Below are 26,471 nucleotides of genomic sequence, written 5' to 3'. Positions count from 1 at the left end.
AGGTGCTAAACCTCTAAAAAGAAAGCAAAATTATAATTTCAAAAGGATCGATCGACATGACAAACAAAGATCAGACAGTCAATGAAGTGGTAGTCACGAGAATCTTCGACGCGCCGAGGGAACTCGTATTCAAAGCCTGGACGGATCCGGAACATCTAGTGCGATGGTGGGGACCGAAGAACTTCACTTCTCCCGCGTGCAGAAATGATTTTCGAGTCGGCGGGAAGTATGTCTTCGGAATGCGCTCTCCGGAAGGTCAAGAGTTTTGGAGCACGGGGATCTATCTCGAAATCGTAATTCCGGAAAAGATCGTATATTCGGATTCATTCGCCGACGAAAAAGGAAATCAGGTTTCCGCGTCCCATTACGGAATCACCGGAGAATTTCCTGAAGAGACCACCGTCTCTCTGACTTTCGAAGAAGTGGGCGACAAAACAAAACTTACCTTGAAACATATCGGACTCCCGACAGGAGAGATTAGCGAAATGACCAAGGCAAGTTGGAACGAGATGATCGATAAACTTAACGAAAGTTTAAAGTAGATTTTTTTGTATCAAGTCGGATTCGATCCGGAAGCAGCACGGAGTAAGCTATGAACGCAACTAACAATCACAAATTAAACACCGCGGATCGAGAGATCTCCACCTCACGCGTATTTGACGCACCGAGAGAACTGGTCTGGAAAGTCTGGACCGATCCGAATCACGTCGGCAACTGGTGGGGACCGAACGGTTTTACAAATACGATCGAAACGATGGAAGTAAAACCGGGCGGGGTATGGAAATTAATCATGCACGGACCGGATGGAACCGATTATCCAAATCGAATCACTTATATCGAAGTCGTAAAACCGAAACTTCTTGTATATAAGCACGGCTCGGATATGGAAGACCACCCCGGAGATTTTCACGTCACCGTAACCTTTGAAGAAGAAAACGGAAAAACAAAACTGACAATGTTGTCCCTCTTTCAGACAGCGGCCGCGCGCGACGAGGTAGTGGAGAAATACGGAGCGATCGAAGGTATGAATCAAACCCTCAATCGACTCGGAGACTATCTTACAAAAGTCGCAAACTAATATACGGAGAATTTTATGTCTATGTTCAAACTCATTTTACTTTCTATCGTCGGTCTATTGATCGTCGTCATCGTGATCCTTCTCGTAGTCGCAGCTACAAAGCCGGACGATTTTCGCTATCAAAGATCGATATCCATTCAAGCGCCTCCGGAGAAAGTTTTTCCGTTGATCAGCGACTTTCATACCTGGGCTCAGTGGTCTCCTTGGGAAAAGATCGACCCTTCGATGAAAAAGACTTATAGCGGCCCGACAAACGGAGTCGGTACAACTTACGAGTGGGAAGGGAACAAGGATATCGGAAAAGGTCGTATGGAAATTACGGAAGCGAATTCTCCTTCGAAGATCATCATCAAACTGGATTTTTTAGCTCCGTTCGAAGCCCATAATATGGCTGAATTTACATTAGCAAAGAACGGCGATACGACACAGGTTACGTGGGTTATGTATGGAAAGAATCTATTCTTCTCCAAAGTGATTAGCATATTCTTAAACATGGATGCGATGATCGGAAAACAATTTGAAACCGGTTTAGAGAATCTAAAAAGAATCGGAGAAGGAAAATAACGATGAGCGAAGGAATGAATATTATAATTCCTGAATTTACTCTTTCAAGATCCTTCAACGCCCCCCGCGAACTCGTTTGGAAAGCCTGGACGGAACCGAAAAGACTCGCAGAATGGTGGGGCCCTACGGGTCTTACGATGGGGGTCGTTCATTTGGATTTAAAACCCGGCGGATTATTTCACTACAGTATGAAAACGCCGGACGGACAAATCATGTGGGGAAGATTCCTTTATCGGGAGATCACACCTCCGGAAAAGCTCGTATATATAGTTTCCTTTTCCGATGAGAACGCCGGCATCACCCGTCATCCGATGGCGGAGAATTGGCCCGCGGAGATTTTAAATACCGTACTTTTTACGGAAGAAAAGGGAAAGACCACCCTTAGTTTAAAAGGAACGCCGATCAACGCAACACCGGAAGAGATCAAAGTTTTCGGAGACAACTTCCCATCGATGGATAAAGGATTCACGGGAACTCTGGATCAACTCGAAGCGTATCTGGCAAAACAGTAAATTAGGAAAACGGAATGTGGGTCGTTCAAATATTATTTCCGGGAGGCCCACTCCAGGAGAATCCTATGAGGGAAAAAGAAAAACAACTATCCGCAAAAATTTCGGAAAGAGAAATCGTAAGTATGCGGATCTTCGACGCACCCATCGATCTGGTTTTCAAGGCTTGGACGGCTCCGGAACATTTAAAACTCTGGTGGGGACCAAAAGATTTTACGAATACGTTTCACGAATTCGATCTTAGACCCGGAGGGAATTGGAAATTCGTGATGCACGGACCTGACGGAACCGACTACGAAAACCACAGCGTCTTTGTGGAGATTAATAAACCGGAACGACTCGTCTTTGAACACGTATCCCAACATCACTACGTAGCCACGATTACATTCGAGGAAATCGAAAATCAAACCAAGGTCGCATTTTCTATGTTATTCGATACTCGGGAAGAATTCGATAGAATAAAAAAATACATAGAGATCGGAAACGAGCAAAACTTTGATAGGCTGGAAGCGGAACTTGTAAGAATGGAGAATTGACTCTCTAACAAAAATTCTTTCGTTAACTCCTATAGATCATCGTCTAAGATACATTCAAATCTAATAATATATCTCTCTGTTATCGGCCGGATCAAGAAAAAACAAAATGACTCAGACTCAAACAAATACAAACCTCGCGGGAAGAAAGGAATGGATCGGGCTCGCCGTGATCGCGTTGCCTTGTCTTCTCTATGCAATGGATCTTACAGTTCTTTATCTCGCGGTTCCCCATCTGACCGAAGACTTAAAACCTTCCGGTTCTCAACTTCTTTGGATCGTAGACATCTACGGTTTCTTGGTCGCGGGTTTTCTCGTAACGATGGGGACCTTAGGGGATCGTATCGGAAGAAGAAAACTTCTTATGATCGGAGCCTTTGCTTTTGGAGTCGCCTCGGTTCTCGCGGCGTTTTCCAAAACCGCGGAAATGCTGATCGCGACCCGAGCTTTACTCGGAATTACCGCGGCGACTTTAGCTCCTTCGACTCTATCACTGATTCGTAATATGTTTTTGGACTCAAATCAGAGAACCGTGGCGATCGGAATCTGGGGAACTAGTTTTTCCATCGGAGGCGCCATCGGTCCCTTGATCGGAGGATTGCTTCTGGAACATTTTTGGTGGGGCTCCGTGTTTCTTTTGAGCGTCCCTGTCATGGTTCTTCTTTTGATCGTCGGACCGAAACTTTTACCGGAATTCAAAGATCCATACGCGGGCAGCCTGGATATTCTCAGCGCCGCCCTTTCCCTCCTATCCGTACTTTCGGTCATCTTCGGTTTAAAGCAGGTTGCGGAAAACGGATGGGGAATTGTCTCCTTTCTTTCGATCGTCTTTGGACTGTTAGTTGGCGTGATTTTTATTCGCAGACAAAAAAGACTAAAGGATCCGATGATCGACCTGGAACTTTTTAAGGTCCCGGCTTTCAGCGCGGCTCTTATCGCAAATAGTCTTACTATCTTTGTCGGTCTGGGAAGTTTTCTCTTCTTAGCACAATATCTTCAGCTCGTCCTCGGCTTGTCTCCAATGGAAGCCGGACTCTGGACTCTTCCATCCGCCGCCGGAAACGTCGTAGGCTCGATGACGGTGCCTATGCTCGTAAGAAAGATACGCCCCATTTTTGTAGTCGCCGCCGGTTTGGTTTTAACGGTAATCGGAATGCTTTTCTATTCGCTCGTAACGGATCAAACTGGACTTAGCTACGTAGTCATCGGTTCCGTAATCCTTTCTCTGGGAATCTGTTCCGTGGTAATTTTAGGAACGGACGTGATCGTTGGTTCGGCCCCTCCGGAAAAAGCCGGAGCCGCCGCTTCCATTTCGGAGACCGGAGTTGAATTCGGAGGTGTGCTCGGAATCGCAGTTTTAGGAAGTATCGGAACCGCAGTTTACAAAAGTAGAATGAAGAACATCCTTCCGGAGGGAATCAGTCCTGAATCCATGGAGGCCGCCAAAGGAACGTTAGGCGCCGCTGTCGCAATCGCTAAGGAATTACCGGAACAATTAGGCCCTTCGCTTCTCATTCCCGCCAAACAAGCGTTTACCGATTCATTTCAGTTGGTCGCAGTCCTTTGCGCGGGAATTGCTTTAATTTTGGCGATCGCGGTAATCGCTCTACGCAAGAGTTTGGAAAAAGGAGAAGAAGTATGAATTCAAAAAGTTCGGTCTTGGTCGAAACCCCTAATAAAATCCGAATCCTTACAAGAATCTCGAAACGTCTAAGAAAAAATGAAAGCTGAATTTGAAATCGAAACTTCAAATGTTTTTTTGGAAAATTCTTCCCTTCGAAAAAAGGAAGGGGAAATGGGAAAACTTTTATTCCATCCGAATCTCTCAAAAAATAAAAACCAACCCTTGAATGATTCCGAAAAAAAGATAAAAGAAGATTACATTTCGATGATACAATCGCTTTTATTTTAAATAAATGGAAATTTCGAGGATTTAAAATGAAAGAAAAAATATTCGGACTCAGACCTATCAGCACGGACGTCGCCGCATTTCTACTCCGACTGATATTCGGAGGACTCTTTATCCACTTCGGATATTCGAAGCTGGTCGGGTTTGATCAGATTCTTCCCTTGTTTCCGGATCTGATCGGGATCGGATCCAAAACCTCTCTGATTCTTGTCGTATTTGCGGAATTCTTTTGTGGAATTTTTGTGACAATCGGTCTATTGACTCGCCTAACAGTGATTCCAATTTTTATAACGATGTTCGTCGCATTCTTTATCGCACACGCAAAGGATACGTTTCAAGTAAAAACTTTGGCCTTTACTTATCTTTTGATTTCAGTCGTAGTATTTGTCTTGGGAAGCGGGAAGTTTTCTCTGGATAAATACATTCTTCCAAAATTTAAAAAATAATTTCTTAACCGGGACTTATTTTTCGTAAAAAGAGTGGAAATCATTTTGAAAATGAATCATGATTTCCACTCCGTTATTGGAAGTTATGAAAAATTCTCACTCAAAAGAAAATGCAAATTTCAACACCCACGGAACGATCTCCGATCTCAGCGAACAAATCCGATCCGGAAAAATTTCTCCCCTAGAAGTTGTGACAAAATGTTTGGAAAGAATTGAAAAACTCAATTCAAAACTCAACGCATTCATTACCGTAACGGCGGAGCAAGCCCTCAAAGAATCCGAACTCGCACAAAACGAAATTCAAAACGGAAACTGGAAAGGCCCCCTTCATGGAATTCCAATCGGGATCAAAGATATGTTCGATACCGCCGGAGTCCGCACAACGGCCGCCTTTGAACACTTTCAAAATCGGATCCCGAAAGAAGACGCCGTCTCCGTAAAAAAACTCAAAGAGGCAGGCGCGATCATAATCGGTAAAACGAATATGCACGAACTCGCCATAGGAACCACATCGATCGACAGTTATTTTGGTTCCGTACACAACCCTTGGAACCGGAAATACATCGCGGGCGGCTCTTCGGGAGGTTCCGCGGCGGCAGTCGCATCGGGTCTTTGTTATGCGACATTGGACACGGACGCGATCGGCTCCTGTAGATTGCCCGCAGCTTGTTGCGGCGTTATCGGTTTCAAACCAACTTATGGTTCCATTAGTTTGGAAGGAGTTCTCGCGGGTGAAAAAGCGGATGAAAAGATTTTAAGAATTGCCCACGCCGCGTTTATGAGTCGAAGCGTAGAGGATGCAAAAATTCTAATGAACGTTCTCGTAAATCGTACAATCGAAGCGGGAAAACCGACCGACAAGATTTCCAAATTTAGAATCGGGAACGTTCTCAACTTTCAGGCAACGCCGGAAGTCCGAAACACTTTTGAAAAAATCAAAGACGTTCTCTTTTCTTTGGGACATACGTTTCAAGATATGGAAATTCCCATCGCTCCTAACTTCGACTCCAGAACAATGGAAGAGGATCGAAAGGGAATAAAAAATCTGCTTTTTAAAGAAGTGGACGTTTTGATTCTACCGACGACAACGGAGTCCGTTCCCAAAATACAATCCGTAGCCAAAAAAGGTCCGATCGCCCTTTCCGCCGACAATACTTTTTTTTGTAACTACTACGGACTTCCCGCGATCAGCATACCTTGCGGATTCGATACAAACGGTTTACCGATCGGATTTCAAATCGTAGGCGCTCCCGAAGGGGAGCGACAAGTGTTAGAGTTAGCCGAACAATATCAGAACGTCACCCAGTGGCATCTTCGATATCCGAAATGATAAGCGAAGTGAACGATCTCTTATTTTATTTTTCCAAGATCGTTTTTAAATTCGAAAGACTTTCATCCATATTATCGATGATCTTCTTTTGCTGATTAAAACAAACGTTTACGATAAAGCTGATCACGGTAACCGGAAAAGACATACGATCGGACATTCCCAATGAAACCTTTGTCTGATTTTCTCCGATCGCTTGTGTCGTTGCGTAAGAAATAAAACTTGCCTCGAAAGGTTTTTTAAAACGAATCTGAGTTTCCAATCTTTCACCTTCCAGGATACTTTTGATTTCTTGTTCTGCGGTCCCGACTTCCGGATGTTCGCTTTCCCAAGAACTCATAAAGCCGACGGTTCCATCGATTCCCTTAAATTCCTTTTTCATCTTGGGATCTTTTTTGGACCAAGCGTTCCACTGCTCGTGATTCTTCAGGAATCGGATTTGATCAAATACCTGTTTTTTTGGTTTGTTGATTACGATTTCCCTTTCTAATTGAAAGTCTTTCGGCGCGATCAAGGCGAGAACCGCGATGAGAGCAACCAATCCGCCGATGATGTATAATAAAATCTTCATATTCCATTCTCTCCTTTTCTTCAATAGAATCTCACAACAAATCGATTGTAAATGTAAAAATAAAAAGTAAGTTCTCTTTTTCGAAGCGGCGGAATCGGTTTAGCAAAGGAAAAAGTGATTTTTTTTAAAGGAAGTAGTTGAGATTTTTTATCGCATGGATGACCCTTTGCTCCTCAGCGGGAAAAAATATTCCGCACAAATCGGTCCTTTGCCTAAAACTTCTTTTAAAGAATGAATCAAAAGAACGTTAGATGCAATCCTAAAGAGCGCCCAAAACCCGGAGAAGATCCAAAAGGAAAATGTATGATTCAGAATTATCTCTTTAAAATTTACGAGACGCTCTCCCATTCTTTGGATAGGAATCGTATGTCCAACAGCGTAAGAGAGATTCTCGAACAAGAAGAGAGAAACGGAGCGATCATCGTAAATCGATTTCGTTATGGAATCTCCTTATTCTTTCTCTTTCTCGTCTTTGGAACCGCGAATACAATATCGGATTTAGTCGCAAACCTAGTGTTTCTTTTTCTTTTTCTCGGAAGCACCGTTTTGAACACGTGGGTTCTCGCTCAAAAGAAAAAATCGATCAATCCTTTCTTGGATTACGCGAGTCTATTTTTCGATTTTTTTATTACACTCGGTCTTCCGATTTATTTTAGTCTGAAAGTGAGTCCCGAAAACTTCGCTCACGTACTAAAAAATCCGAGTTTGTTTCTTTTGATCGTTCCGATCGCCCTAACGGCTCTTCAGTTTCGAATCAAACTCGTTCTTCTATCGATGATCTTATTTTTAGTATCCTGGTCGGGTTTGATTTTTATCGGACTTAAATCCGGGGTTCCCCTCACGAACGATTGGAAAGAATATATCCTCGGTTCGGGCGTAATATTAAGCGACTTGATTTTCAGACCGATTCCATTTTTGATCCTCGGTTTTATACTTTCCTTCACGACCTACCGAGCGATCTCGATGATACGAAGAATCGGAAATTTGGAATCACGTCGCGCTTCTTTGGCTCGTTTTTTTTCACCATCCGTCGTGGAAGAATTGAGTAAGTCGGAAGGAGAACTCGGTCCCGGTGTGAGACAAAAGGTTACGATTCTCTTTTCGGACATTCGCAATTTTACAAGAATGTCCGAAGAGATGGATCCGGTCGATCTTGCTAAGTTTCTTACGGACTTTCGAAATCGTATGACCGATGCCATCTTCGAATCCGGCGGAAGCATCGATAAATTTATCGGCGACGCGATTATGGGAACCTTTGGAACTCCTAAGCCTTCGACGATACCTGGATTGGATTCTAACAACGCGGTAAAGGCGGGGAAAAAAATGTTGGCGGCTTTGAAAGGACTAAATTCCGAAAGAGCGGCTTCCGGTTTGGCGGCGATTGAAATCGGGATCGGAGTTCATACCGGGGAAGTCTTCTGCGGAACGATCGGTTCGGAAGGTAGAATGGAATACACCGTGATAGGAGATGCAGTCAATACCGCTTCCAGAATCGAATCGCTTTGTAAATTTTTTGAATCCGAATTCTTAGTTTCCGAAGAAGTTTATTTAGAATTGAATTCAGGCGTTGACACGGTCAAAATGCCTCCGGTTCAGGTAAAAGGGAAGGAACAAAAAGTACAGGTTTACAAACTCTCCACAGAGTAAGATAGCATTTGAATATTCTATAAATAGAATATTCAAATGAAAAGTTCGGGATCTCAAAAGTTCAAAGATTGGATTCTTTTCTCCAAGGCCTTAGGACCTACCAATTCCCACTGAGGAATCAGTTTCTCTTCCTGTCCGACGATCGCTTCTCGAATCCAGATCTGCCAGCGTGTAACACCGGATCGTTTCAACGCGTAGACAATCGTTTTTTCTCCCGGCGGAAGATTGGGAAACACGATTCGATTGGACGCATCCTTATACGCGGGCATAACCGATCGGATCGAAGGGATGATCAATTGATAAGTAGTTTCTTCTTCCCAGGATGGATAGTTTGCTTCGATGCCCAGAGAAACCAAACGGGCTCCCATATATAAAAATCGATCACAGTTGATCCAACCCAGATTCAAGACGGGATAATAGATCGGACCGCTTCTGGTGCCTTCGTAATTCGGAGGCTCTTCCGAATATTCCATTCTCACCTTACTCGGTTGAGCGGACTGGGATTTCACCAAAGAAGGTTGAGTCGATTCTAAATCCGCCTTCGATACGTTAGTCGGCTTAGAAGCTTCCGTCGACCAATCTACGACTCCTTCCTTCGTTTTGGTTCCGTAAAAAACTTGAAAACCGGTCTCCGCAGTTCCCGCAAAAGAAACTTTCGGCGGATTTTTGGGATTCGCCTGCGCCTTAACCCCTGATTCCACAAACGCGTTTAGTAGAATCATTCCCTTTGTCTGAATCGGACGTCCAAGCGAAGCCGTGGTCAATCCGGATAAAAGGATATCTTCACTTTTATAATATTCAGAAACTTCGATACGAGTTGGGGTCGTAATCGGTTTTCCGTCGGCGTCAACAAGACTACCGCTTGGAAATTGAATCTTAGTTCCCTCATCTGCTTCGATTTCAGAATCTTTTTTGGGATCGATTACAAAAATCTGAGTGGGTTTGTAATGGGAAGAACCGATCCATTCCCATCTTTGCGAAGAAGTCAGGCGCTCCCAACTTGCGCAGTTGAGAATCATCAAAGAAAGAAGAATCGAAATCATTCGAACGATCATAATTACCTCTATTTCTAATTGGTATCGAGTTCAACTTCAAAACAGACAAAGAATTTTTCAAATTTCAAAAGAAGAAAAAGGAAATTTTTTTCCTCATGATAAAATTTAAAAAATCGAATGGCTGCCTACCGTCGCTTCCTGAATAAAAGCAAATCTTTTTTGAACGATTCAATTGTTCCGACAAACGAGTTCTTACGAAAAAAAGCTTGCTTCGGACTTTAAGTCCGACTTGAAAGAAAATACGGCAAGACAACTCTCAACGATCGGATTCGTTCGCCAAACGACAAACGTCGCAGTTTCCACAACCGGGAAAGACCGCATCAAAATACTCATATACAAATTCTCTTCTACACTTTTCGGATTTGAGATAAAGAAGCATCTGATACAAACGTTTGAGACTCGTTTTCTTTTTTAAGTCCAAGAGTTCCGGAGATAGGAGTGCGTCCGGCAAAGGCCCTCTGAGTCTCAGCGAATTTCTTTCCAATTCTCCGGAGGTGACTCCGTGTCTTTCAAAAAGGTTGAGCACGGTCTGAAGACGATGGTCTCCACGATTTCTATGAACGACTTTTCCCTGTAATTCTTCGTAAGTAAGAGAAGACAATTTTTCTCCTAAATGTTGCATCGTTTGAAAAACTCTTCCGATAAAAATCTCGTCCGGATTTTGCCATTCGATAAATTCCATCAACACGGTAAGATCGTCTTGGATATAAAATACGTGACAATCGGAGGCATTGCCGTCTCTTCCCGCTCGACCGATCTCTTGATAATAACTTTCTAGGGACGATGGAAGTTCCGCGTGAATGATCGTTCGTATGTTCGGTTTATCCACTCCCATTCCAAATGCATTGGTCGCAAGAAGGACCGTGTTGTCCGACTTTAGAAATTGATTTTGAACACGTTTTCTTTGATCCGGAGCCAACTGTCCGTGATAGATCCGATGAGGAATTTTTTGTATATCGAGTTTCTCGCTAAACTTTTCTATATTTTTGATGAGATTAAAATATACGATCGTGCTTTCTTTTTGTTTTCTCAGAAGATCCACGATCGCATCCATCTTAGAAGGCTCGTCGACAAAAGTGCGAACGTCTAAAAATAAATTCGGTCTGCAGATTCCCTCGTTGTAAACTTCGATCTCCGATTCTTCCAAACCGATCTGACGAACGATGTCTTTCTGAATCTCAGAGGTTGCTGTGGCGGTTAACGCGATCGTCACGGGTCTGCGAAGAATCTCGCGAAACTCGGAAATCTTTGTATAATCCGGTCGAAAGTCGTGACCCCACTGACTGATACAATGTGCCTCGTCGATCGCGAGCAAAGAAACCTTTCGATCCCGAATCGCATCCAAAAACGCGCGCTTTCGAAATCGCTCCGGAGAAACATAAAGAATCTTATACTTCCCTCTTTTTAGATTTTCATAACTCTTAATCCGATCCTCTTTAGACAAAGAAGAATTGATATAACCGGCGTCGATGTCCAGGGTTTTGAGTTTTGAAACCTGATCGTGCATAAGGGCAATCAGCGGAGAAATGACGATCGTCATTCCTTCCATCGCCAAGGCGGGCAGTTGATAACAGATCGATTTGCCCATTCCCGTAGGCATGATGACGAGACAGTTCTTTCCGGAAAGAACGTCGGTGATAATCTTCTCTTGCGAAGTTCTAAAAGAAGAAATCCCAAAAAAAGTTTTGAGTTCGGAGACGGAGGGCATTCAGAATACATTCTTCTATCGATCTTTGAGAGCAAGAGAAAATGTAATTACTTGCCATCTCGCCGAATTCTTAGAATGCTCGTAATTCAAGGGATCCAAAGAGGAAACGTTTGTCAGTCACGCATATCACAAGTCTATCGCTCGAAGATATCGCGGTCGAACTCTCAAAAAATATTTTGGCGGAGAGAAAGGTAGCTCCCTTGCACGCACCCGTGATCGTGATTCCCAGCACGAACATGAAACTCTGGTTGAATCTCAATCTTTCTCGTATCAATGGACTGACTGCCAATCTTCGTTTTCAATTCTTAGAAAAAACTCTTGAAGAATTTTATCTCCGAAGAGCCGGTTTTGATTTTGATCCGTTTCATCGAACCTTCCCGAGTCAAGAAGCGAATCAAAGAAAGATTCTAACCTTCCTGATCGAAAATCGAGATCAAAAAGAAATTCGTTTTCTAAATTCTTTCTTACAGAGTATTCCTCGGGCGTTTTCGCTCAGCTCAAAACTGACTTCGCTTATCAAAGACTACGAATTAAATCGATCGAGTTGGATTTCTTCTTGGGCGAAAGAAAAAGGAATCGAAATTCCTTCGATCTCACATCGCCCTTCTCCTTTTCCAAAGGAAGACGAATATTATCTTTTTCAAAAAGAACTCTATCAAAAAGTTTTTCTCAATCCCAAAGAACCGAGCACCTTGGTTCAGTTTCTTTTGAAAGAAGCACAAAAAAATCCGAATCATTCTCCAAAGGAATTTCCTTCTCTTCATCTTTTCTGTTTGTCCAATCTTTCGGATACGTATCTTGGAATTTTAGAATCACTTTCCAAACGGGATCGACTTCCGATCTATCTCTATCAATTTCATACGGGAGCAAACCGGAATCACAAAGATTCTTTCGGTCCTCGAAGCTGGTCCAATCCTCAGATTCATATAGCCGCGAGAATGGAGAAGATCGAAGGCAACACTTCGACTCATCTCGAAACCTCTCATACGTTTCCTCCAAAGTTAGACGCGCTTCGGACTTTACTGGATGGAAAACAAAATACAAGGGAACAAATCGGAATCGCATCGGACACGTCGGTGCGGTTTTGGAACGCGCCTTCCGCGTATCGTGAAATGGAAGCAGTCGCAAACGACATTCTTTATAAGATGAATCTGAATTCTAAGTTAACGTATTTGGATTTTGCGATCCTCGTGACGGATATGAAGACCTATCGTCCTACCGTTGAATGGGTGTTAGACGGAGGAATCCTTTTACAAAGTTCACAAAACGAAAAGGCGGTCGATCCGTTTCCCGTTCGTAAAAAAATTCCGTATTCCCTCACGGACATCAAGGCAAACGACGCGTCCTTATTGTATAGAGGTTTGATCAACGTCTGGGAAATCTGCTCGAGTCCTACGATTGAAAAAAACAGCCTACTCCGTTTACTTAGAAACCCTCTTTTGCAGACAAAGCTTAGAATTCATCCACAATCGATTTTGGATCTGGAGAATCTAATCGATTCTACCGGGATGATCTACGAAGAAGAAGGACGTGAAAACGATTCCTTTCAGATTTCGAATGGTATGAGAAGAATTCGGTTGTCCTCGATTCTATCGAAGGAAACTGCGTGGACAAAATACAAAATTCCCCCGATCGACTTGGAATCCGAAGAAAATTCTTTCTATCTCACGCAACTCTGGGAAACGATCCTTAGAACAAAAAGAAACGTCCTTTCCATCTTCAAAAATAAAACCAACCAATGGAATCCGGAATACTTTAGAATATTAAGAAATTCTTTAGAAGAACTCTTTGAATTTTCGGAAGAATACGAACAGGAAGCGAAACTTTTTTTCGGATGGCTGGAATCTCTCAACGAATGGGACGGAATCCGTCTCCAAAACGAAAAAGACGGAGTCGCTCTTCTCAAGTTCATCACGGAACAGACTTTCGATCAAATCCCGTATCGAAAGGGTGCCTACCTCACCGGCGGAGTTACGATTTCTCTTTTACAACCGATGCGCCCGATTCCATTCAAACACATCTATATCTTAGGATTGGGAGAAGGAAAATTTCCGGGAAACAACGATCGATCCCAACTCAACCTCAGAAAAGATCTCAGAGAAGAATGGGACATTTCCCGCAGAGAAATCCAAGAATCTCTTTTGTGGGAAACCATTCATTCCGCGAAGGAATCTCTGACCTTGAGTTATGTGGGAAAAAATCTCCAAGAAGACAAAACCTTCGAACCTTGTTCTCATCTTTTCGAGATCATGGAATCTTTTGGAGTTCAAGAAGCGATCAAACTTCCGTTGCATTCGTATAGTATAAAATACAAACATACCCAGGAAGAGATGGCGCAGGGCCTCGTGAGCTTCGACTTTGCAAGGACCTGGGTAAACGGAGATCGGCGCGGCCAAAAACTTTTCGATCGATTTCAAAATCTCGACGATTTAAAAAAAGTTTCTACTGATTTTCCAGTGAACGAAATCGACCTTCGTGAAATTTCCCAATTCCTCAGCGATCCTCTCGATACTTATCTCAAAAAAAAATTAGGGATGTATCTGGACGAAGAAGAGCCGGCCGATGCCGAAGGAGAACCTTTCGACTTGGATGCGATCGCCGAAGCAAATATATTAAAAAAAATGCATGCAGTAATGATGCCTAGCCTCGTATCGAAAGAACCTTGGTCCTGGAACGAGGAAACGATCTCTTCCGCCCTCATTCCTATTTTAGAAAAAGAAAAACAATCGGCTCGATTTCCTCAGTCAGTCTTCGGAAAAATCCAAGAAGCCGATCTACTAGGATATCTCAAGCTTACCAGCGAACTCCTCGCAGGTTGGAAGCCGCTCTTCCAAGGCGGAAGATATTATTCTTATTTGAGTTTGGGAGATACGGGTCTGCCCGAAGATCTTTGTAAAAAAATTCCGGAACTTACCGTTTCCTTACAATCCGGTAAAAACGTAAAGATCAAAGGAGAATGGGAGCACGTCGTCGAAAAAGACGGAGTTCTCTATTGGCTTTTTCCAAAGAGCCTCGAAGACAAACCTTCCGAAAACTTTTACGGCTACAAGGACTACTGGAAAGTCATGAGTTTTCCGTTTCTTACCGGAGTCGCCTTTTCTACGTTAGGCGAGAATTTTAAAATTTATTCTTTCAAAGCGCGGCCTTCCGAGGACGCAAAAAAGAAAAACTTTCTTCCCATACAATATTTGCCGGAAGAATCCGCACTGGGACAAGAGTACTTTCAAAAAATAGCAGAACTCTATCTCCAAGAGAAGCCGGTCTTTTTTCCGAGAAAAGCTTTTCTGAGTTACTATGTAAAAAATATACAAGGAAGCTCCGGAAAAAAGACAACGCCGGATAACGTAGCAAAATTCGACGACGAGAACGCGTGGAAAAATTATCTCAAAGAAGAATTGGATTCCGTAAGAGAAAGCCTTTCTTCTCTTGTAAAACTCTATCGTCAAACACCGGACTTGATCTTACGTTCCTCAATCCACTGGGCAAAAGATTTTTATAAACCTTTCTTAGATTGGAAGAAGGATCTATGAGCGAACAAAGCCGCCCTTATAAATTAAAGTCCAGTTTTATAGAAGCCTCCGCCGGTACGGGAAAAACTTACACGATCATGGAGATCGTGGGAGATCTGATCCAAGAACACAAAATCCCTCTCACGAATATTCTTATTCTTACATATACCGAAAAGGCCGCGGGAGAACTTAAAGAGCGACTTCGAAAAAAGCTGCTCCAATCCGATCTTACCAAAGAGGCGAGAGAACTCGATCAGGTTACGATTTCAACTATACACGGATTTTGTAATATGATTTTGCAGGAATATCCGGTGGAAACGGAAACGCCTTCCAACTGGATTTTGACTGACGCAAAGGAAAGACTCAGAATCGCGCTCTATCGGCTTCAGCATCAGGAATGGAAAGAATGGACGGATCCTAACAAACTAGAATCGTTTCTTTCCGAATCCGATTTTTTAGGAAACAGAGATCAGATTCTTACCGCCGGCGCAAAACTGCTAAGCGGAAAAAAATATCCGTATAACAACGATTCCACCCTCTTGAGCTCTGAAACCTTTCTTCAAAAAACGACCCTTATCGCAAAAGAAATGGTCGAGGAAGAATTTAAGAATGGAGAATGGCTAAGTTATGATCAGATGATTCTTAAGACCAAAGATTCTCTAAAAAATCAGTTTCTTAAGAAGGCGCTTCAGAATCGTTATCAAGTCGGAATCTTAGATGAATTCCAAGACACCGACGCCGCGCAGTATGAAATTTTTTCTCAGTTATTCTTAGATTCTAATGAGCAAGAATCCGAAAGAGCGTTGTATCTCATCGGAGATCCGAAACAATCCATCTACGGTTTCCGAGGAGCGGATATCGGAACCTACTTGAGCGCCAAAAAAGAACTCAAAGAAATTCGAGCCGAAGAGATTCCGCTTAACGTAAACTATCGATCTGTGCCCGAGCTTATCCAAGGTTATAACGAAATCTTCGGAGGTAAAAACGGAGGGCAAAGTTTTTTCCCCATCGTCGAAAAGGGATTCGAGTCGCAACCGATTCTTTATACCGATGTAAAACATCCTGAAAAGGATACAAAGGTCCGCCTGAGCATTCAACACAAGGAAGGTCCGATCCAGATCGTTCGATTTCAAGGAAGAGAAACTTGGAAGACGGACGAAGCAAGGACTGTCTGGGGACAATTTATCGCGGAAGAAATTCTCAAACTCGTTTCTCCGGATAAAATGTTTTCTTATGACGTCTTTGATGAAAAATCAAAAGTTTTTCAGGAGAAGAAAATAAATTTCAAAGAGATCGCAATCCTAGTCAAGAGCAAAGCCGAAGGAAAACTCGTTGAACAGGCGTTAAAGCTTCGAAACATTCCTTGTTCCTTTTATAAACAAGAAGGGATCTATCAATCTCCGGAATCGATTCAGATACGCAATATCTTAGAATGTCTTCTCGACCCGAACAAACCGTCTTCGTATCGAAAACTTCTTTTGGGAGACTTGTTTCAGGTTCATCCAAATCACCTTCCCTACTTTGAAGAACACTCCATCGATTCGTATGAAAAGTCGATCTTGGATCGATGGAAAACGCTGGCGATGGATCGTAAGTTTGCTGAACTCTTTCGATCCATTGAGGAAGATAGCAGGATTTTTCTTACCGACGAAGAAACTGATATCGCGTGGGAAAGAAAGAGAACCAACTATAGACAGATTTTTCGTAAACTTCTCCAGTTTCAAATCGCCAATCAATCCGGACTCGAAGAAGTATTAGAAGAATTGAAAGAACTTCAATCCGAAAAAAGAAACGAGGAAGAGTTACCACTTTTTGAAAGGGAAACCGAAAAAGACGCAGTTCAAATTCTTACCTTACACGCGTCCAAAGGTTTGGAATGGCCCATCGTATTTTTGTTCAATCTTTCCGGAAATTTTGTGCCCGATGTCTATGACTACCCGTTTGTAAAATCGGAAAATCATCGTATCTGGAAGTTGAGTCTCTGGGACAACGAAGAAGAAAGTAAAATTAGCAAAGAAGAATATTCTTATCAAAATCTAAACGAAAACAAACGACTTCTTTATGTCGGTATCACACGGCCTAAAATCAGACTCTATCTTCCTTTCTACACGCCGCTTAACAACTGGAAGACGAGAGACTCCGCCTACTTTAAAATTCTTTATCCGAGACTCCAGGCGATTCTGGAAAACGAACCCGATCCCCGGCTCTTTCAATCGATTTCTTGGACTCCGCAAACCTTGGATCAAACGGATCAGAACATTCGTGCTCGCACTCTTTCGCCGGAAGTTCGTTTTACTCCGTTGATCTTTCAAGAATCCTATTCTTCAAAGACCATCTGGATTCACAGTTATTCTTCTTTAAAGTCGAAAGCGAACGTCGCCTTAGACAACGAATCCATTTCCGTTTTGGAAGAAGGAAATTTTTTAAAGTCGGATGAAATCGAAGATTCTCCTCTGGAAACCGAAGACGCGCTTCCGTCCTCTGCCGCAACCGGTTCTTTTTTACATCTTCTTTTGGAAGAATTAAACTTTTCTCTTTTTAAAACTGCGGCTTCGAAAGAACTTCTAAACAATGAAAAAATTATTTCCAGAATGAATTTTCACCTCGATTATTTTCAGCTTTCTAAAACGAAACAAAAAGATACGGAGTTGGAGAAGGACATTTACAAAAGAAGGGCTTGCGAAATTCTCTGGAACTCTTTAAACGCAAGCATCTCGGCAAAAAATAATACTTCGTTTCGTTTGTTGGAAATTCCGAATGAAAAAAGAATCTCGGAAATGGACTTTCACTTGGACTTGGATCCGGAACGAAGCGGCCCGGGAAATTTTTTAAAAGGTTCCATCGATCTTGTATTTGAATTTGAAAATCGATTCTATCTAGCCGACTATAAATCCAATCTTCTCGAAGACTATTCTTTTCATTCTCTGAAAAGAAGTATTGAAAGTCCGGAAAGCAGATACGATCTTCAAAGGGATATCTACGCCATGATCCTTTTCGAATATTTAAAAAATCTCTTTGGAGAAAAGGAAGCACTTCAAAAACTCGGCGGCGTATTTTACTTTTATCTCAGAGGAATGAAAACGGAAGAGGACAGAGGAATTTATTCCGACTTCGACTGGTCCTTGGAAAGATTAAACGAAATCAAGGACAACGTACGTCTTTTGACAAATAGGAATTGGGAGGACTTTCTCTGATGGAAGAGCTTTTCCTTTCCTGGACTACTAAGTTGAAGGAAGATATCCTTCTCCTTACGCAACTCGAATCCAAAAAGAAAACGGATCCGAAACGTTCCGAAGAAGAGGCGGATGTTTTATTAGAAATTTTGAATGAACTCTGGAAAGCGGGTGAAAACGGAAACCTCTGTATTCCGGTTCAAAAAGAATGGAAAAATTTTCTCAAAACAAAGCCCCCCGCATTGATCGTAGAAAAGATCGGAAACTCTGAATGGATTTATTTTGAAAAGACGTTTCGAACCAAGACCGAACTCGAAATTCTTCTTCAAGAAAGAATTTTAGAGAACGTTAACCTCAAACCGGATCTGGAAAAAGCCTCACAAGTTCTCAAAGGATTAGAATCCAAAAGTTTTCCCCTAAAAAAAGGGCAAGTGAATTCCATCCTATCCTGTCTTTCCTCCTCGTTTCAGATCATAAGCGGCGGTCCAGGAACCGGAAAGACTACTGTCGTCGCATTCTTATTACAAATATTGAATGAACTTGGCGAACTTCCTTCCCCCGATCAGATCGCCCTCGTCGCCCCGACAGGAAGGGCGGCGCAGAGATTAACTGAATCCATCCAGGAAAATCTCAAAAAAATATCGGACTCGGAGGACAACCAGTTTCTGAGAGGACAGACAATTCATGGACTTCTCTCCTACAAACCATCGTTAGGCGGTTTTTACTACAATCAAGAACGTTATCTTCCTCATAGACTGATTATCGTGGACGAGGTGTCGATGGTGGACCTGAACCTGATGCTTTCATTGTTTCAGGCATTGCCAAAAAATTCTTCCTTTCGTTTGATTCTTATCGGAGATCCGAACCAACTTCCTTCGGTGGATAAAGGCGCGGTGTTAAGCGACTTCCTTTCGGTCTTAGAATCGGAAAAGGGAAATTACGTTTCCAAATTGGAAGAAAGCAACCGCCAGAAGAGAAATGCGATGGGAGAAGTTTCCAAGATCGTCACCCTTGCGGAAGAAATTTTAAAGTATAAACCAGAAAACCTAAATCTCGGAACAAAGATCGACGACACGTTTCCAAAAACCAAAAAAATCGGAGAGGACATCGACTACGAAAGTCAAGTCGTCTGGTTACAAAATTCTTCAAATCCCGATCCGAATATTTTAACTCGCGACGACGTTGTCGAACAACTCTGGGAAAGAATTTTTTTACCTCAGATATCCCGAATCGCGCTCTGGAAAGTCAAAGACGGTATCGAATTTACTAATATTGATTTTATCCAAACGTTTCAAATAGAACTCGGTAGATTTCGTTGTCTCACCGTGTTTCGAAACGGATACTGGGGAGTGGAATCGATTCAAACAAAGATCATGAATCTCGCCGCGCAAGATTTGTATGGAAGAATATCGTCCTCCCCTTCTCAAAATTTATTTCCAAAACGACTCGCCAAAAGACTCTACTTCGTCGGGCTTCCGATTCTGATCACACAAAACGACAAGAGTAGAAAATTATTCAACGGCGATATTGGAATCGTTCTCCGAATGGGAGACACGGGAGAATTGCGCGCGGTTTTTCCGATCGACAACCGCCTCTATCCTTTCGCCTTGGACACGCTTCCCGAACACGAACCCGCGTTCGTAATGAGCATTCACAAAAGTCAAGGATCCGAATATGAGACAATTCTAATTTACATTCCGGACAGCGCGGAATCAAAAGATTCCAATTCTCACAAATTACTCAATCGGCAGATTCTATACACCGGAATTACTCGCGCAAAAAACCAGGTCATCCTTGCTGGAAATCCGAAAACATGGGAATTCGGAATCGAAAACACACAAGATCGAAACACCGGATTTCGTATCGACCGAAATCGCTAAACCTCAGTCTTCGAATGAATCATTTACAAGAAAATCGAAATCTTTTATAAAAGGATTGCGAATTCTTCCTTTTCGATTATGAAGGAGCGTCATGATTCGGCGCTTTGGTAGAATGATCCCTCGTTTTATTTTTTGGATTTCCTTCGGAGGATGGATCCTATTGCAGGCGAATTGCAAACCAATTTCGGATTCTTCTCCAAAGGCAAAGAACGGAATTCTTATCGTTTCTAAAGAAACACTTGCCGAAAATAAAATTCTTCCTTTGGAAGGAGAATGGGAACTTCAGGAAGGCTTTCAGAAAAACGGGCTCGTCGGGTTTATCAAGGTTCCAGGCTTTTGGGGAGACAGCGAATTTCCGGCGTTCCATGGAAAGGCATCCGGAACGGCGACATACAAACTCAAAGTTGTAGGTCTCAAGCCCGGAGAATACGCGATCAAGTTTCATGAGATCCACAACGCTTATCGAGTTTATATCAACGGAAGAATGCTCTTGGAATTCGGCAAACCTTCCGAAAGCCCGGAATCCGAAGTAAGAAGAATCGGGAAACCCATCGTCCACTTTCCAATCGAAAAGGACAAGGAACCGCTCGAAATCATATTAGAAATTTCGAATTGGTTTGAAGGGGTCGGCGGAATTAGAAGGACGCCGGAATTAGGAAACTTTCAAGCGATCACCGCGACCGATAAGACCAAAAGAAAATTAGACTTTCTTACCTTTGGGGCTTTACTTTTTTTTGGATTTTCCAGTTTCTTCTTCTATCTTCTAACCAAAGAAGAATCCTCCTCCTTCTATCTCTCACTGGTCTGCGCAATCTTAGGTTTAAGAATCTTTTTTACCGAAGAACATTATATTTTCGAGGCCTTTCCTCAATTTCCTCCCTTACTCGAATTTAGAATCGATCAAGGAAGTCTGTTTTTTCTCGCAGCGGTTTTTTTAAGTTATATCCGTTCCCTGTTTCCGAACGAACTCAAACCGGTCCCGTATCGTATATTCGTAATTCCTAATTTTATCATGTTAGGAATTTTCTGGATGTTTCAGGGAGATCTATTGGAATCTCTTTTCGAGATCTATCTCATTTTTATGTTTGTCCTCATCGTCGTCGTCTTCGTGGTGATGACGAAAGCAGCTCTGCACAAGAGAACCGGCTCCATTGTATTTTTAATATCTTGTCTTCTTCTTTTGTTCGGGGCATTAAACGATACGCTCTCTCGCTTAGGATGGATTCCGACTCCGTATATAGTACCTTATACGTTCTTATTGTTTATCGCATTCCAATCCGTTCTGATTTCGATACGTTATCGAAGTCTTCTAAAGTTTACCGACTCGCTCAACCAGGAACTTCAAATCAAATTCAGATCCATCTCTGCTTCGATTCAGGAAGCCATTCTTGTGTCCGACTTAGCCGGAAAAATTCTTTTTTGGAACGAAGGCGCCGTGAAAATTTTCGGCTGGGAGGGAGAGGAAATACTCGATTCTCCATTGGAAAGAATTCTTCCTGAGAGAATCCGAAACAAACACAAAAAAGCCTTTCGGAGATTTTATACTTCCAGAAGAAAGAACAACCCTTCTCAGACGATCGAAATGATCGGTTTAAAAAAAGATAATACCGAGTTTTCCTTAGAGCTTTCTCTCACACATTGGATCATAGAAAAAGATCAATACGTTGGATTGATCATCCGCGACGTCACCCAGAGAAAAAATCTGGAATCGCAAAGGGATAAGGCGCTCAATCTCCTTCAATCGGATCTTCATACCGCTGAAAAATTGCAGAAGTCCATGTTTCCAAATCCGCATGCTAAAAATTGGCCTTTTCCTTGGTCCGTCTTATATCTTCCTATGGGACCGATCGGCGGCGACCTCTACGATATTCGAAAAACAAAAAACGGCTCTTGGAGATTTTTTATCGCGGACGCAACCGGTCACGGAACCCAGGCGGCGCTCTTAACGATGGCGATCAAAGCTGACTATGATACCGTGGAGGAAATGGATTCGCAACCGGGAATCATATTAGAACAATTGAATCAAAAGATTCATCCGATGTTCCACAATCTGAATTCTCTTTTTACCGCGTTTATTCTAGACTGGGATCCGAACTCCGGTAGAATTCAATACGCTTCGGGAGGACATCCCGAACAAGTCATTCTTACCAAAGACGCCAAAATCACTTTGCCAAAGACCGGCCCGATCCTCGGACTCAAGGCTTCCGCAAAATTTGACACTCGCTCGTATCAGTTCGATTCTCCATTTCGGCTTTTTTTATTTTCGGACGGAGCTTTCGAAGTATTTGATAAGAATCTAATGCAGCTCTACGGAGAAGATCGATTTCATTCTTATCTTCAAGAGAACTTACAAACTCCTATCTCTCAAATTTTAGATTCACATCTGAAGTGCCTTTATCTTTTTAGAGAGTCGCAAGAGTTGATGGACGACCTGACGTTTCTTGCGATCACTTTGGGGGAATAAACGCAGATTCTTTCTTAGATTCTTTTTCTAAATCATGCTGGGCTGAAAAATAGGTTCCGCTATTTTAGGCATTCTATCCATTGTATTTTACGAGATCAGAGAAGAATTAAAAATATGAAACGGCAATCCTCCATTGTTTCTATCAGTAATCTTTCGAAGTCCTATTCGAACGGTTTTCAGGCCTTAAAAAATGTTTCTTTGGAAATTCAAGAAGGCGAAATCATTGCCCTCCTCGGTCCCAACGGAGCGGGTAAGACGACGCTCATATCGATCATCTGCGGAATCGTCAATCCAACTGATGGTTTCGTTCACGTAGCCGGAAAGGATATTCTCAAAGAATTTCGATTCACTCGTTCCAAGATAGGATTGGTTCCTCAGGAGTTGAGTGTACACGCTTTCGAATCCGTCTGGGCTACTGTCAGCTTTACGCGCGGACTTTATGGAAAAGCGCCTAACCCCGATTATATTGAAAAACTTTTAAAGTCTCTTTCTCTTTGGGATAAAAAAGACAGCACGATCATTACACTTTCGGGGGGAATGAAACGTAGAGTCCTCATCGCCAAGGCGCTTTCCCACGAACCGGCGGTTCTCTTTTTAGACGAACCCACCGCCGGCGTGGACGTAGAACTTAGAAAAGATATGTGGAATATCGTTCGTAACCTAAGGGAAAGCGGAGTCACGATCATCCTTACGACACATTATATAGAAGAAGCCGAAGAGATCGCCGACCGAATCGGAGTGATGAACAAGGGAGAATTGATCTTAGTAGAAGATAAGAAAATTCTAATGCAGAAATTGGGTAAAAAACAGATCCTCGTAGATCTCGATAAAAGTTTGAAAAAAATCCCGGCAACTTTAAAAACAAAAGGTTTGGAACTATCTAAGAATGGGAAACAACTCGTTTACACGTATGATCCTCACGCCAAACAAACCGGTATATCTGCCCTTCTTCAAGAATTAAAAAAAGCTAAGATAGAATTTCAAGATCTGAATACGACTCAGAGTTCCTTAGAAGAAATTTTTGTTCAGTTGGTAAAGGAGTCAGAATGAATCTTCACGCAATCAAATCCATTTATATTTTCGAAATGTCCAGAACCTGGAGAACCCTTTTTCAAAGCATCGCGTCTCCGGTCATTTCAACATCCTTGTACTTTGTAGTGTTCGGTTCCGCCATCGGATCCAGAATTCAGAAAGTGGATGGAGTCGATTACGGATCCTTTATAGTTCCGGGTCTGATCATGTTGTCTTTATTGACGGAAAGTATATCCAATTCTTCATTTGGAATTTATTTCCCTAAGTTTACCGGAACCATCTATGAGATTTTGGCAGCTCCGATTTCCATGATCGAGATCGTGATCGGATTCGTAGGTGCAGCCGCCACCAAGTCCGTTATCTTAGGAACAATCATGCTCGCGACCGCTTCCTTATTTGTTCCGGTCACCATAGCTCATCCTTTTGTGATGGTCTTATTTTTAATATTGACTTCGATCTCTTTTAGTCTTTTCGGTTTTATCATCGGAATCTGGGCCGATAACTTCGAAAAGTTGCAGATCATTCCAATGTTGATCATCACTCCTCTCGTGTTTCTCGGAGGAAGTTTTTATTCAGCGAGTATGCTTCCGCCGTTTTGGCAAAAGGTTACACTTTTCAATCCGGTTCTCTATCTCGTGAGCGGTTTTCGCTGGAGCTTTTATGAAATCGCGGACGTAAGCGTGGGCGTCAGTTTAGGAATGGTTTCCATTTTTCTGACTGTCTGTATGTTTTTAGTTTGGTTGATTTTTAAAACCGGATACAAAATTAAAAAATAAGATTTTAATATTCAATTTTTATTACATTCTTTTTTTTAGGGGAATGTAATAAAATCCTTGATCCTTCCTTTCAATCTCGCTTTGCTACACTCTCAAATGCGGAGAACCCGGTTTCTTCGCATTTGTATTCCAGCTTAAATCAAAAGTGGCCGTTATGAAACGAAATCAGAATTCTTTCTTGGGAAAAAAGATCTTCATCTCCGGAGGTTCTACGGGAATCGGGAAAGGCCTCGCTCTTGAGTTCGCTCAAAAAGGAGCGAGCGTCGTGATTTCGGCAAGGGGAAAAAAAGCCCTGGAAGAAACCGTTAAATTGCTCAAAAAAATCGGTCCCAAAGACGCAATCTATGACTTTGTAATTGCAGACGTCTCCGATGTTTCGCAAGTAAAAAAGGCCGCGAAAAAAACCCTCCAGATCCTGAACGGTTTGGATCTTTTGATCTGTAACAGCGGTTATGCGAAAGTGGGAAAGGTAAACGACATGGAAGATTCCGATTTTCGAAATCTAATGGATATCAACTTTTTCGGTCACGTAAACGTGATTCGAGCCTTCCAGGATCATTTTATAAAACAAGGTTCCGGAGATATCGTTCTGATTTCTTCGATGCTCGCAACGTTCTCAATCTATGGATACGGCGCTTACTCCGCGAGTAAGTTTGCCATCACCGGATTTGCGCAGTCTCTTCGTCAAGAAATGATGCTTCACAACGTTCGAGTTAAGATTTTTCTACCGCCGACGACGGAGACTCCCGGTTTAGAAAAGGAAAATCAAGACAAACCCGACCTCGTAAAAGAAATCGAAATGGGTTCAGCACTCAATGCAACTCATTCCGTGGAAAAGGTTTCCCGTGCCTTTGTTTCCTGGTTTCCGAAAAGAAAATTTATCGGTTATGCAACCTGGGATTCTTGGCTTCAATATTTTTTAGTGAGACATTTTCCGGAATGGACGCTGCTTTTGGCTGACGGGGAACTTAGATCCGCTCAAAAAAGATTAAACCGAAAAAACGCCGTAAATTAAAATAAATAGATAAAAGTAAGATTGATCAATCCTTTTAGAGGTGTGATCGGGATTCTCAAGACGTTATAAATTCTCAAAACAAAAACAAAAAAATAGGGATCACAATTCGGATCCCTATGGAGAGATCGTTTGAACTTATTTTTGCATCTTCCATTTTCAATTTCGACATCGATTGCGCCGATAACTCCTAACAGTCACAAGTCTATCAGGCTTTGCGCGGAACGTCGTCTTTGCTTGGAAGGATGGACTCTTTTTTAATAAGAATTTCTTAATTCCGATCTTTTGCTCGGAGTCAACGGCCTTCCGAAGATACGTTCGCCTTTTCGAAAGCCGCGGAGTCTTCGTAAAAGTGATAACCCAGAATCCGATTGTCCCGAACGATACATTTCAGTGCCCAGTCGCTGTTAAACAGATTTCCGGTATTCTTTAGTTTATGAACAAAGCTGCCGTTTGCAAACGCAACGTCGCCTTCTCCTATTACGGAATCCACCGAAAAAGATTTTGTATCGAAGTGACTTCCCAAGTTGGAAAGAAACTTCTGAAGCCCGTCCTTTCCTTTGTAGGTTCCGTAAAGCCCCGATCGATCGAAGTCATTTCTTACGGCGACGATCGAAGCCTCCTCGTCAAAAAGTCTCAGAATACCTTCAAAATCTCCGTTTCCAAATGCGTTAAAAAAATCCTTCACGACTTCCGCGCTTGATCTTGTTTTTTCCATTGTATTTAATTCTCCTTAATTGTAGATTATCTACAATCCTATAGACGATCGCCGAAACCAAAATTGTAGATAATCTACAATTTTTTCCCGTAATCTTCCTGTTTTTTATTCTTTAAAAAATCCCAAAACTCCCGCCCCATGACTAAAGAGAAGCTTGCAGACCTAAAATCACCGGTAAAAAAAGATGAAAAAAAAGCCTAACCCCGCAAAAGACGAAGATTCAAATCAAAAAGAATTGGAGCTTGATCTAGAGATTCTTGGGAAACTCGTAGTCGGCATCGGGGAAGTTTCCGAAATCACACAAATCCCGGTTCGAAAAATTCGCTACTGGGAAGACAAAGGAATCATCCGTTCTCTTACGGAAGAAGAAGGAAAAAATAGAAGATACGATTATCGGAATATAAAGAAAATCTTATTGATCAAAGAACTTTTAGACGAGGGTTTTACTCTGGAAGCGGCGGCCAAAAAAGTGGAGAATCGAATCGCAACCGTAAATTCCGTGTTTGAACAGTTAACAAAATTTAAAAAAACAAAGTCGTAGAATCAAACCCGCCCCGATC

21 protein-coding genes are annotated in these 26,471 nt (G+C 42.4%); 17 read left to right on the top strand and 4 right to left on the bottom strand.

The annotated features are described in order from the left end of the window. Positions 1 to 56: 56 nt before the first annotated feature. The 8 genes from A0128_RS04030 (at position 57) to A0128_RS03990 (ending at position 6,369) form a co-directional block, all read left to right on the top strand. Complete coding sequence (locus tag A0128_RS04030) at positions 57 to 542, top strand: SRPBCC family protein (RefSeq protein ID WP_069606343.1); 486 nt, start codon at positions 57 to 59, stop codon at positions 540 to 542. 50 nt (positions 543 to 592) lie between these two features. Continuing rightward, complete coding sequence (locus tag A0128_RS04025; RefSeq protein WP_069606342.1) at positions 593 to 1,078, top strand: SRPBCC family protein; 486 nt, start codon at positions 593 to 595, stop codon at positions 1,076 to 1,078. 15 nt (positions 1,079 to 1,093) lie between these two features. Then, positions 1,094 to 1,642, top strand: coding sequence for an SRPBCC family protein (locus A0128_RS04020; protein ID WP_069606341.1), 549 nt, complete (start codon positions 1,094 to 1,096; stop codon positions 1,640 to 1,642). A 2-nt stretch (positions 1,643 to 1,644) separates the two neighbouring features. Beyond that, a complete protein-coding gene (locus tag A0128_RS04015) occupies positions 1,645 to 2,154 on the top strand; it encodes an SRPBCC family protein (RefSeq protein ID WP_069606340.1) in 510 nt (169 codons plus the stop codon). A 65-nt stretch (positions 2,155 to 2,219) separates the two neighbouring features. Beyond that, the gene (locus tag A0128_RS04010; protein WP_069609099.1) at positions 2,220 to 2,687 is read left to right on the top strand and encodes an SRPBCC family protein; all 468 of its coding nucleotides are present in this window, start codon (positions 2,220 to 2,222) and stop codon (positions 2,685 to 2,687) included. 106 nt (positions 2,688 to 2,793) lie between these two features. Continuing rightward, positions 2,794 to 4,326, top strand: a complete 1,533-nt coding sequence (locus tag A0128_RS04005) for an MFS transporter (RefSeq protein ID WP_069606339.1) — start codon at positions 2,794 to 2,796, stop codon at positions 4,324 to 4,326. 296 nt (positions 4,327 to 4,622) lie between these two features. Then, on the top strand, positions 4,623 to 5,039 hold the full coding sequence (locus tag A0128_RS03995) for a DoxX family protein (protein WP_069606337.1): 417 nt from the start codon (positions 4,623 to 4,625) through the stop codon (positions 5,037 to 5,039). A 58-nt stretch (positions 5,040 to 5,097) separates the two neighbouring features. After that, positions 5,098 to 6,369 (top strand): amidase, encoded by a 1,272-nt coding sequence (locus tag A0128_RS03990; RefSeq protein WP_245667196.1) that lies wholly within the window; start codon positions 5,098 to 5,100, stop codon positions 6,367 to 6,369. A 25-nt stretch (positions 6,370 to 6,394) separates the two neighbouring features. On the opposite strand, the gene A0128_RS03985 is transcribed toward A0128_RS03990, so the two are convergent. After that, positions 6,395 to 6,937: an SRPBCC family protein gene (locus tag A0128_RS03985; protein ID WP_069606336.1), complete on the bottom strand. Its 543-nt coding sequence runs from the start codon at positions 6,935 to 6,937 to the stop codon at positions 6,395 to 6,397. Between the two features lie 303 nt (positions 6,938 to 7,240). Between A0128_RS03985 and A0128_RS03980 the strand changes: the two genes are divergently transcribed. Then, the gene (locus A0128_RS03980; protein ID WP_069609097.1) at positions 7,241 to 8,584 is read left to right on the top strand and encodes an adenylate/guanylate cyclase domain-containing protein; all 1,344 of its coding nucleotides are present in this window, start codon (positions 7,241 to 7,243) and stop codon (positions 8,582 to 8,584) included. Positions 8,585 to 8,637: 53 nt separating this feature from the next. On the opposite strand, the gene A0128_RS03975 is transcribed toward A0128_RS03980, so the two are convergent. Beyond that, entirely contained in the window at positions 8,638 to 9,639 is a 1,002-nt protein-coding gene (locus A0128_RS03975) for a hypothetical protein (protein ID WP_156781764.1), read from the bottom strand. Between the two features lie 256 nt (positions 9,640 to 9,895). Continuing rightward, positions 9,896 to 11,347: a RecQ family ATP-dependent DNA helicase gene (locus tag A0128_RS03970; protein ID WP_069606334.1), complete on the bottom strand. Its 1,452-nt coding sequence runs from the start codon at positions 11,345 to 11,347 to the stop codon at positions 9,896 to 9,898. Between the two features lie 110 nt (positions 11,348 to 11,457). Here A0128_RS03970 and A0128_RS03965 point away from each other — a divergent pair, with 110 nt between their 5' ends. The 7 genes from A0128_RS03965 (at position 11,458) to A0128_RS03935 (ending at position 25,196) form a co-directional block, all read left to right on the top strand. After that, on the top strand, positions 11,458 to 14,877 hold the full coding sequence (locus A0128_RS03965) for an exodeoxyribonuclease V subunit gamma (RefSeq protein WP_069606333.1): 3,420 nt from the start codon (positions 11,458 to 11,460) through the stop codon (positions 14,875 to 14,877). After that, positions 14,874 to 18,050 carry a UvrD-helicase domain-containing protein gene (locus A0128_RS03960; protein ID WP_069606332.1) on the top strand — a complete coding sequence of 1,059 codons (3,177 nt, stop codon included), beginning with the start codon at positions 14,874 to 14,876 and terminating at the stop codon, positions 18,048 to 18,050. Before A0128_RS03965 ends, A0128_RS03960 begins: the two co-directional genes overlap by 4 nt. Continuing rightward, the gene (recD, locus tag A0128_RS03955; protein ID WP_069609096.1) at positions 18,050 to 19,909 is read left to right on the top strand and encodes an exodeoxyribonuclease V subunit alpha; all 1,860 of its coding nucleotides are present in this window, start codon (positions 18,050 to 18,052) and stop codon (positions 19,907 to 19,909) included. Before A0128_RS03960 ends, recD begins: the two co-directional genes overlap by 1 nt. 91 nt (positions 19,910 to 20,000) lie before the next feature. Further along, a complete protein-coding gene (locus tag A0128_RS03950) occupies positions 20,001 to 22,373 on the top strand; it encodes a SpoIIE family protein phosphatase (protein ID WP_083244048.1) in 2,373 nt (790 codons plus the stop codon). A 114-nt stretch (positions 22,374 to 22,487) separates the two neighbouring features. Next, entirely contained in the window at positions 22,488 to 23,423 is a 936-nt protein-coding gene (locus A0128_RS03945) for an ABC transporter ATP-binding protein (protein ID WP_069606330.1), read from the top strand. Next, positions 23,420 to 24,181: an ABC transporter permease gene (locus tag A0128_RS03940; RefSeq protein WP_069606329.1), complete on the top strand. Its 762-nt coding sequence runs from the start codon at positions 23,420 to 23,422 to the stop codon at positions 24,179 to 24,181. The genes A0128_RS03945 and A0128_RS03940 overlap by 4 nt, the downstream gene beginning before the upstream one ends. Positions 24,182 to 24,335: 154 nt before the next feature. After that, positions 24,336 to 25,196: an SDR family NAD(P)-dependent oxidoreductase gene (locus A0128_RS03935; protein WP_069606328.1), complete on the top strand. Its 861-nt coding sequence runs from the start codon at positions 24,336 to 24,338 to the stop codon at positions 25,194 to 25,196. A 292-nt stretch (positions 25,197 to 25,488) separates the two neighbouring features. Here A0128_RS03935 and A0128_RS03930 read toward each other — a convergent pair whose 3' ends face one another. Further along, the gene (locus A0128_RS03930; RefSeq protein ID WP_069606327.1) at positions 25,489 to 25,911 is read right to left on the bottom strand and encodes a nuclear transport factor 2 family protein; all 423 of its coding nucleotides are present in this window, start codon (positions 25,909 to 25,911) and stop codon (positions 25,489 to 25,491) included. A gap of 184 nt (positions 25,912 to 26,095) precedes the next feature. On the opposite strand from A0128_RS03930, the gene A0128_RS03925 reads away from it, so the two are divergent. Beyond that, the gene (locus tag A0128_RS03925) at positions 26,096 to 26,452 is read left to right on the top strand and encodes a MerR family transcriptional regulator (RefSeq protein ID WP_069606326.1); all 357 of its coding nucleotides are present in this window, start codon (positions 26,096 to 26,098) and stop codon (positions 26,450 to 26,452) included. Positions 26,453 to 26,471 lie beyond the last annotated feature (19 nt).

This window comes from Leptospira tipperaryensis, from assembly GCF_001729245.1.
Classification (GTDB): Bacteria; Spirochaetota; Leptospiria; order Leptospirales; family Leptospiraceae; genus Leptospira; species Leptospira tipperaryensis.
Note: the sequence above shows the minus strand (reverse complement) of the source record. Positions and strands in the feature narration are given on the sequence as shown.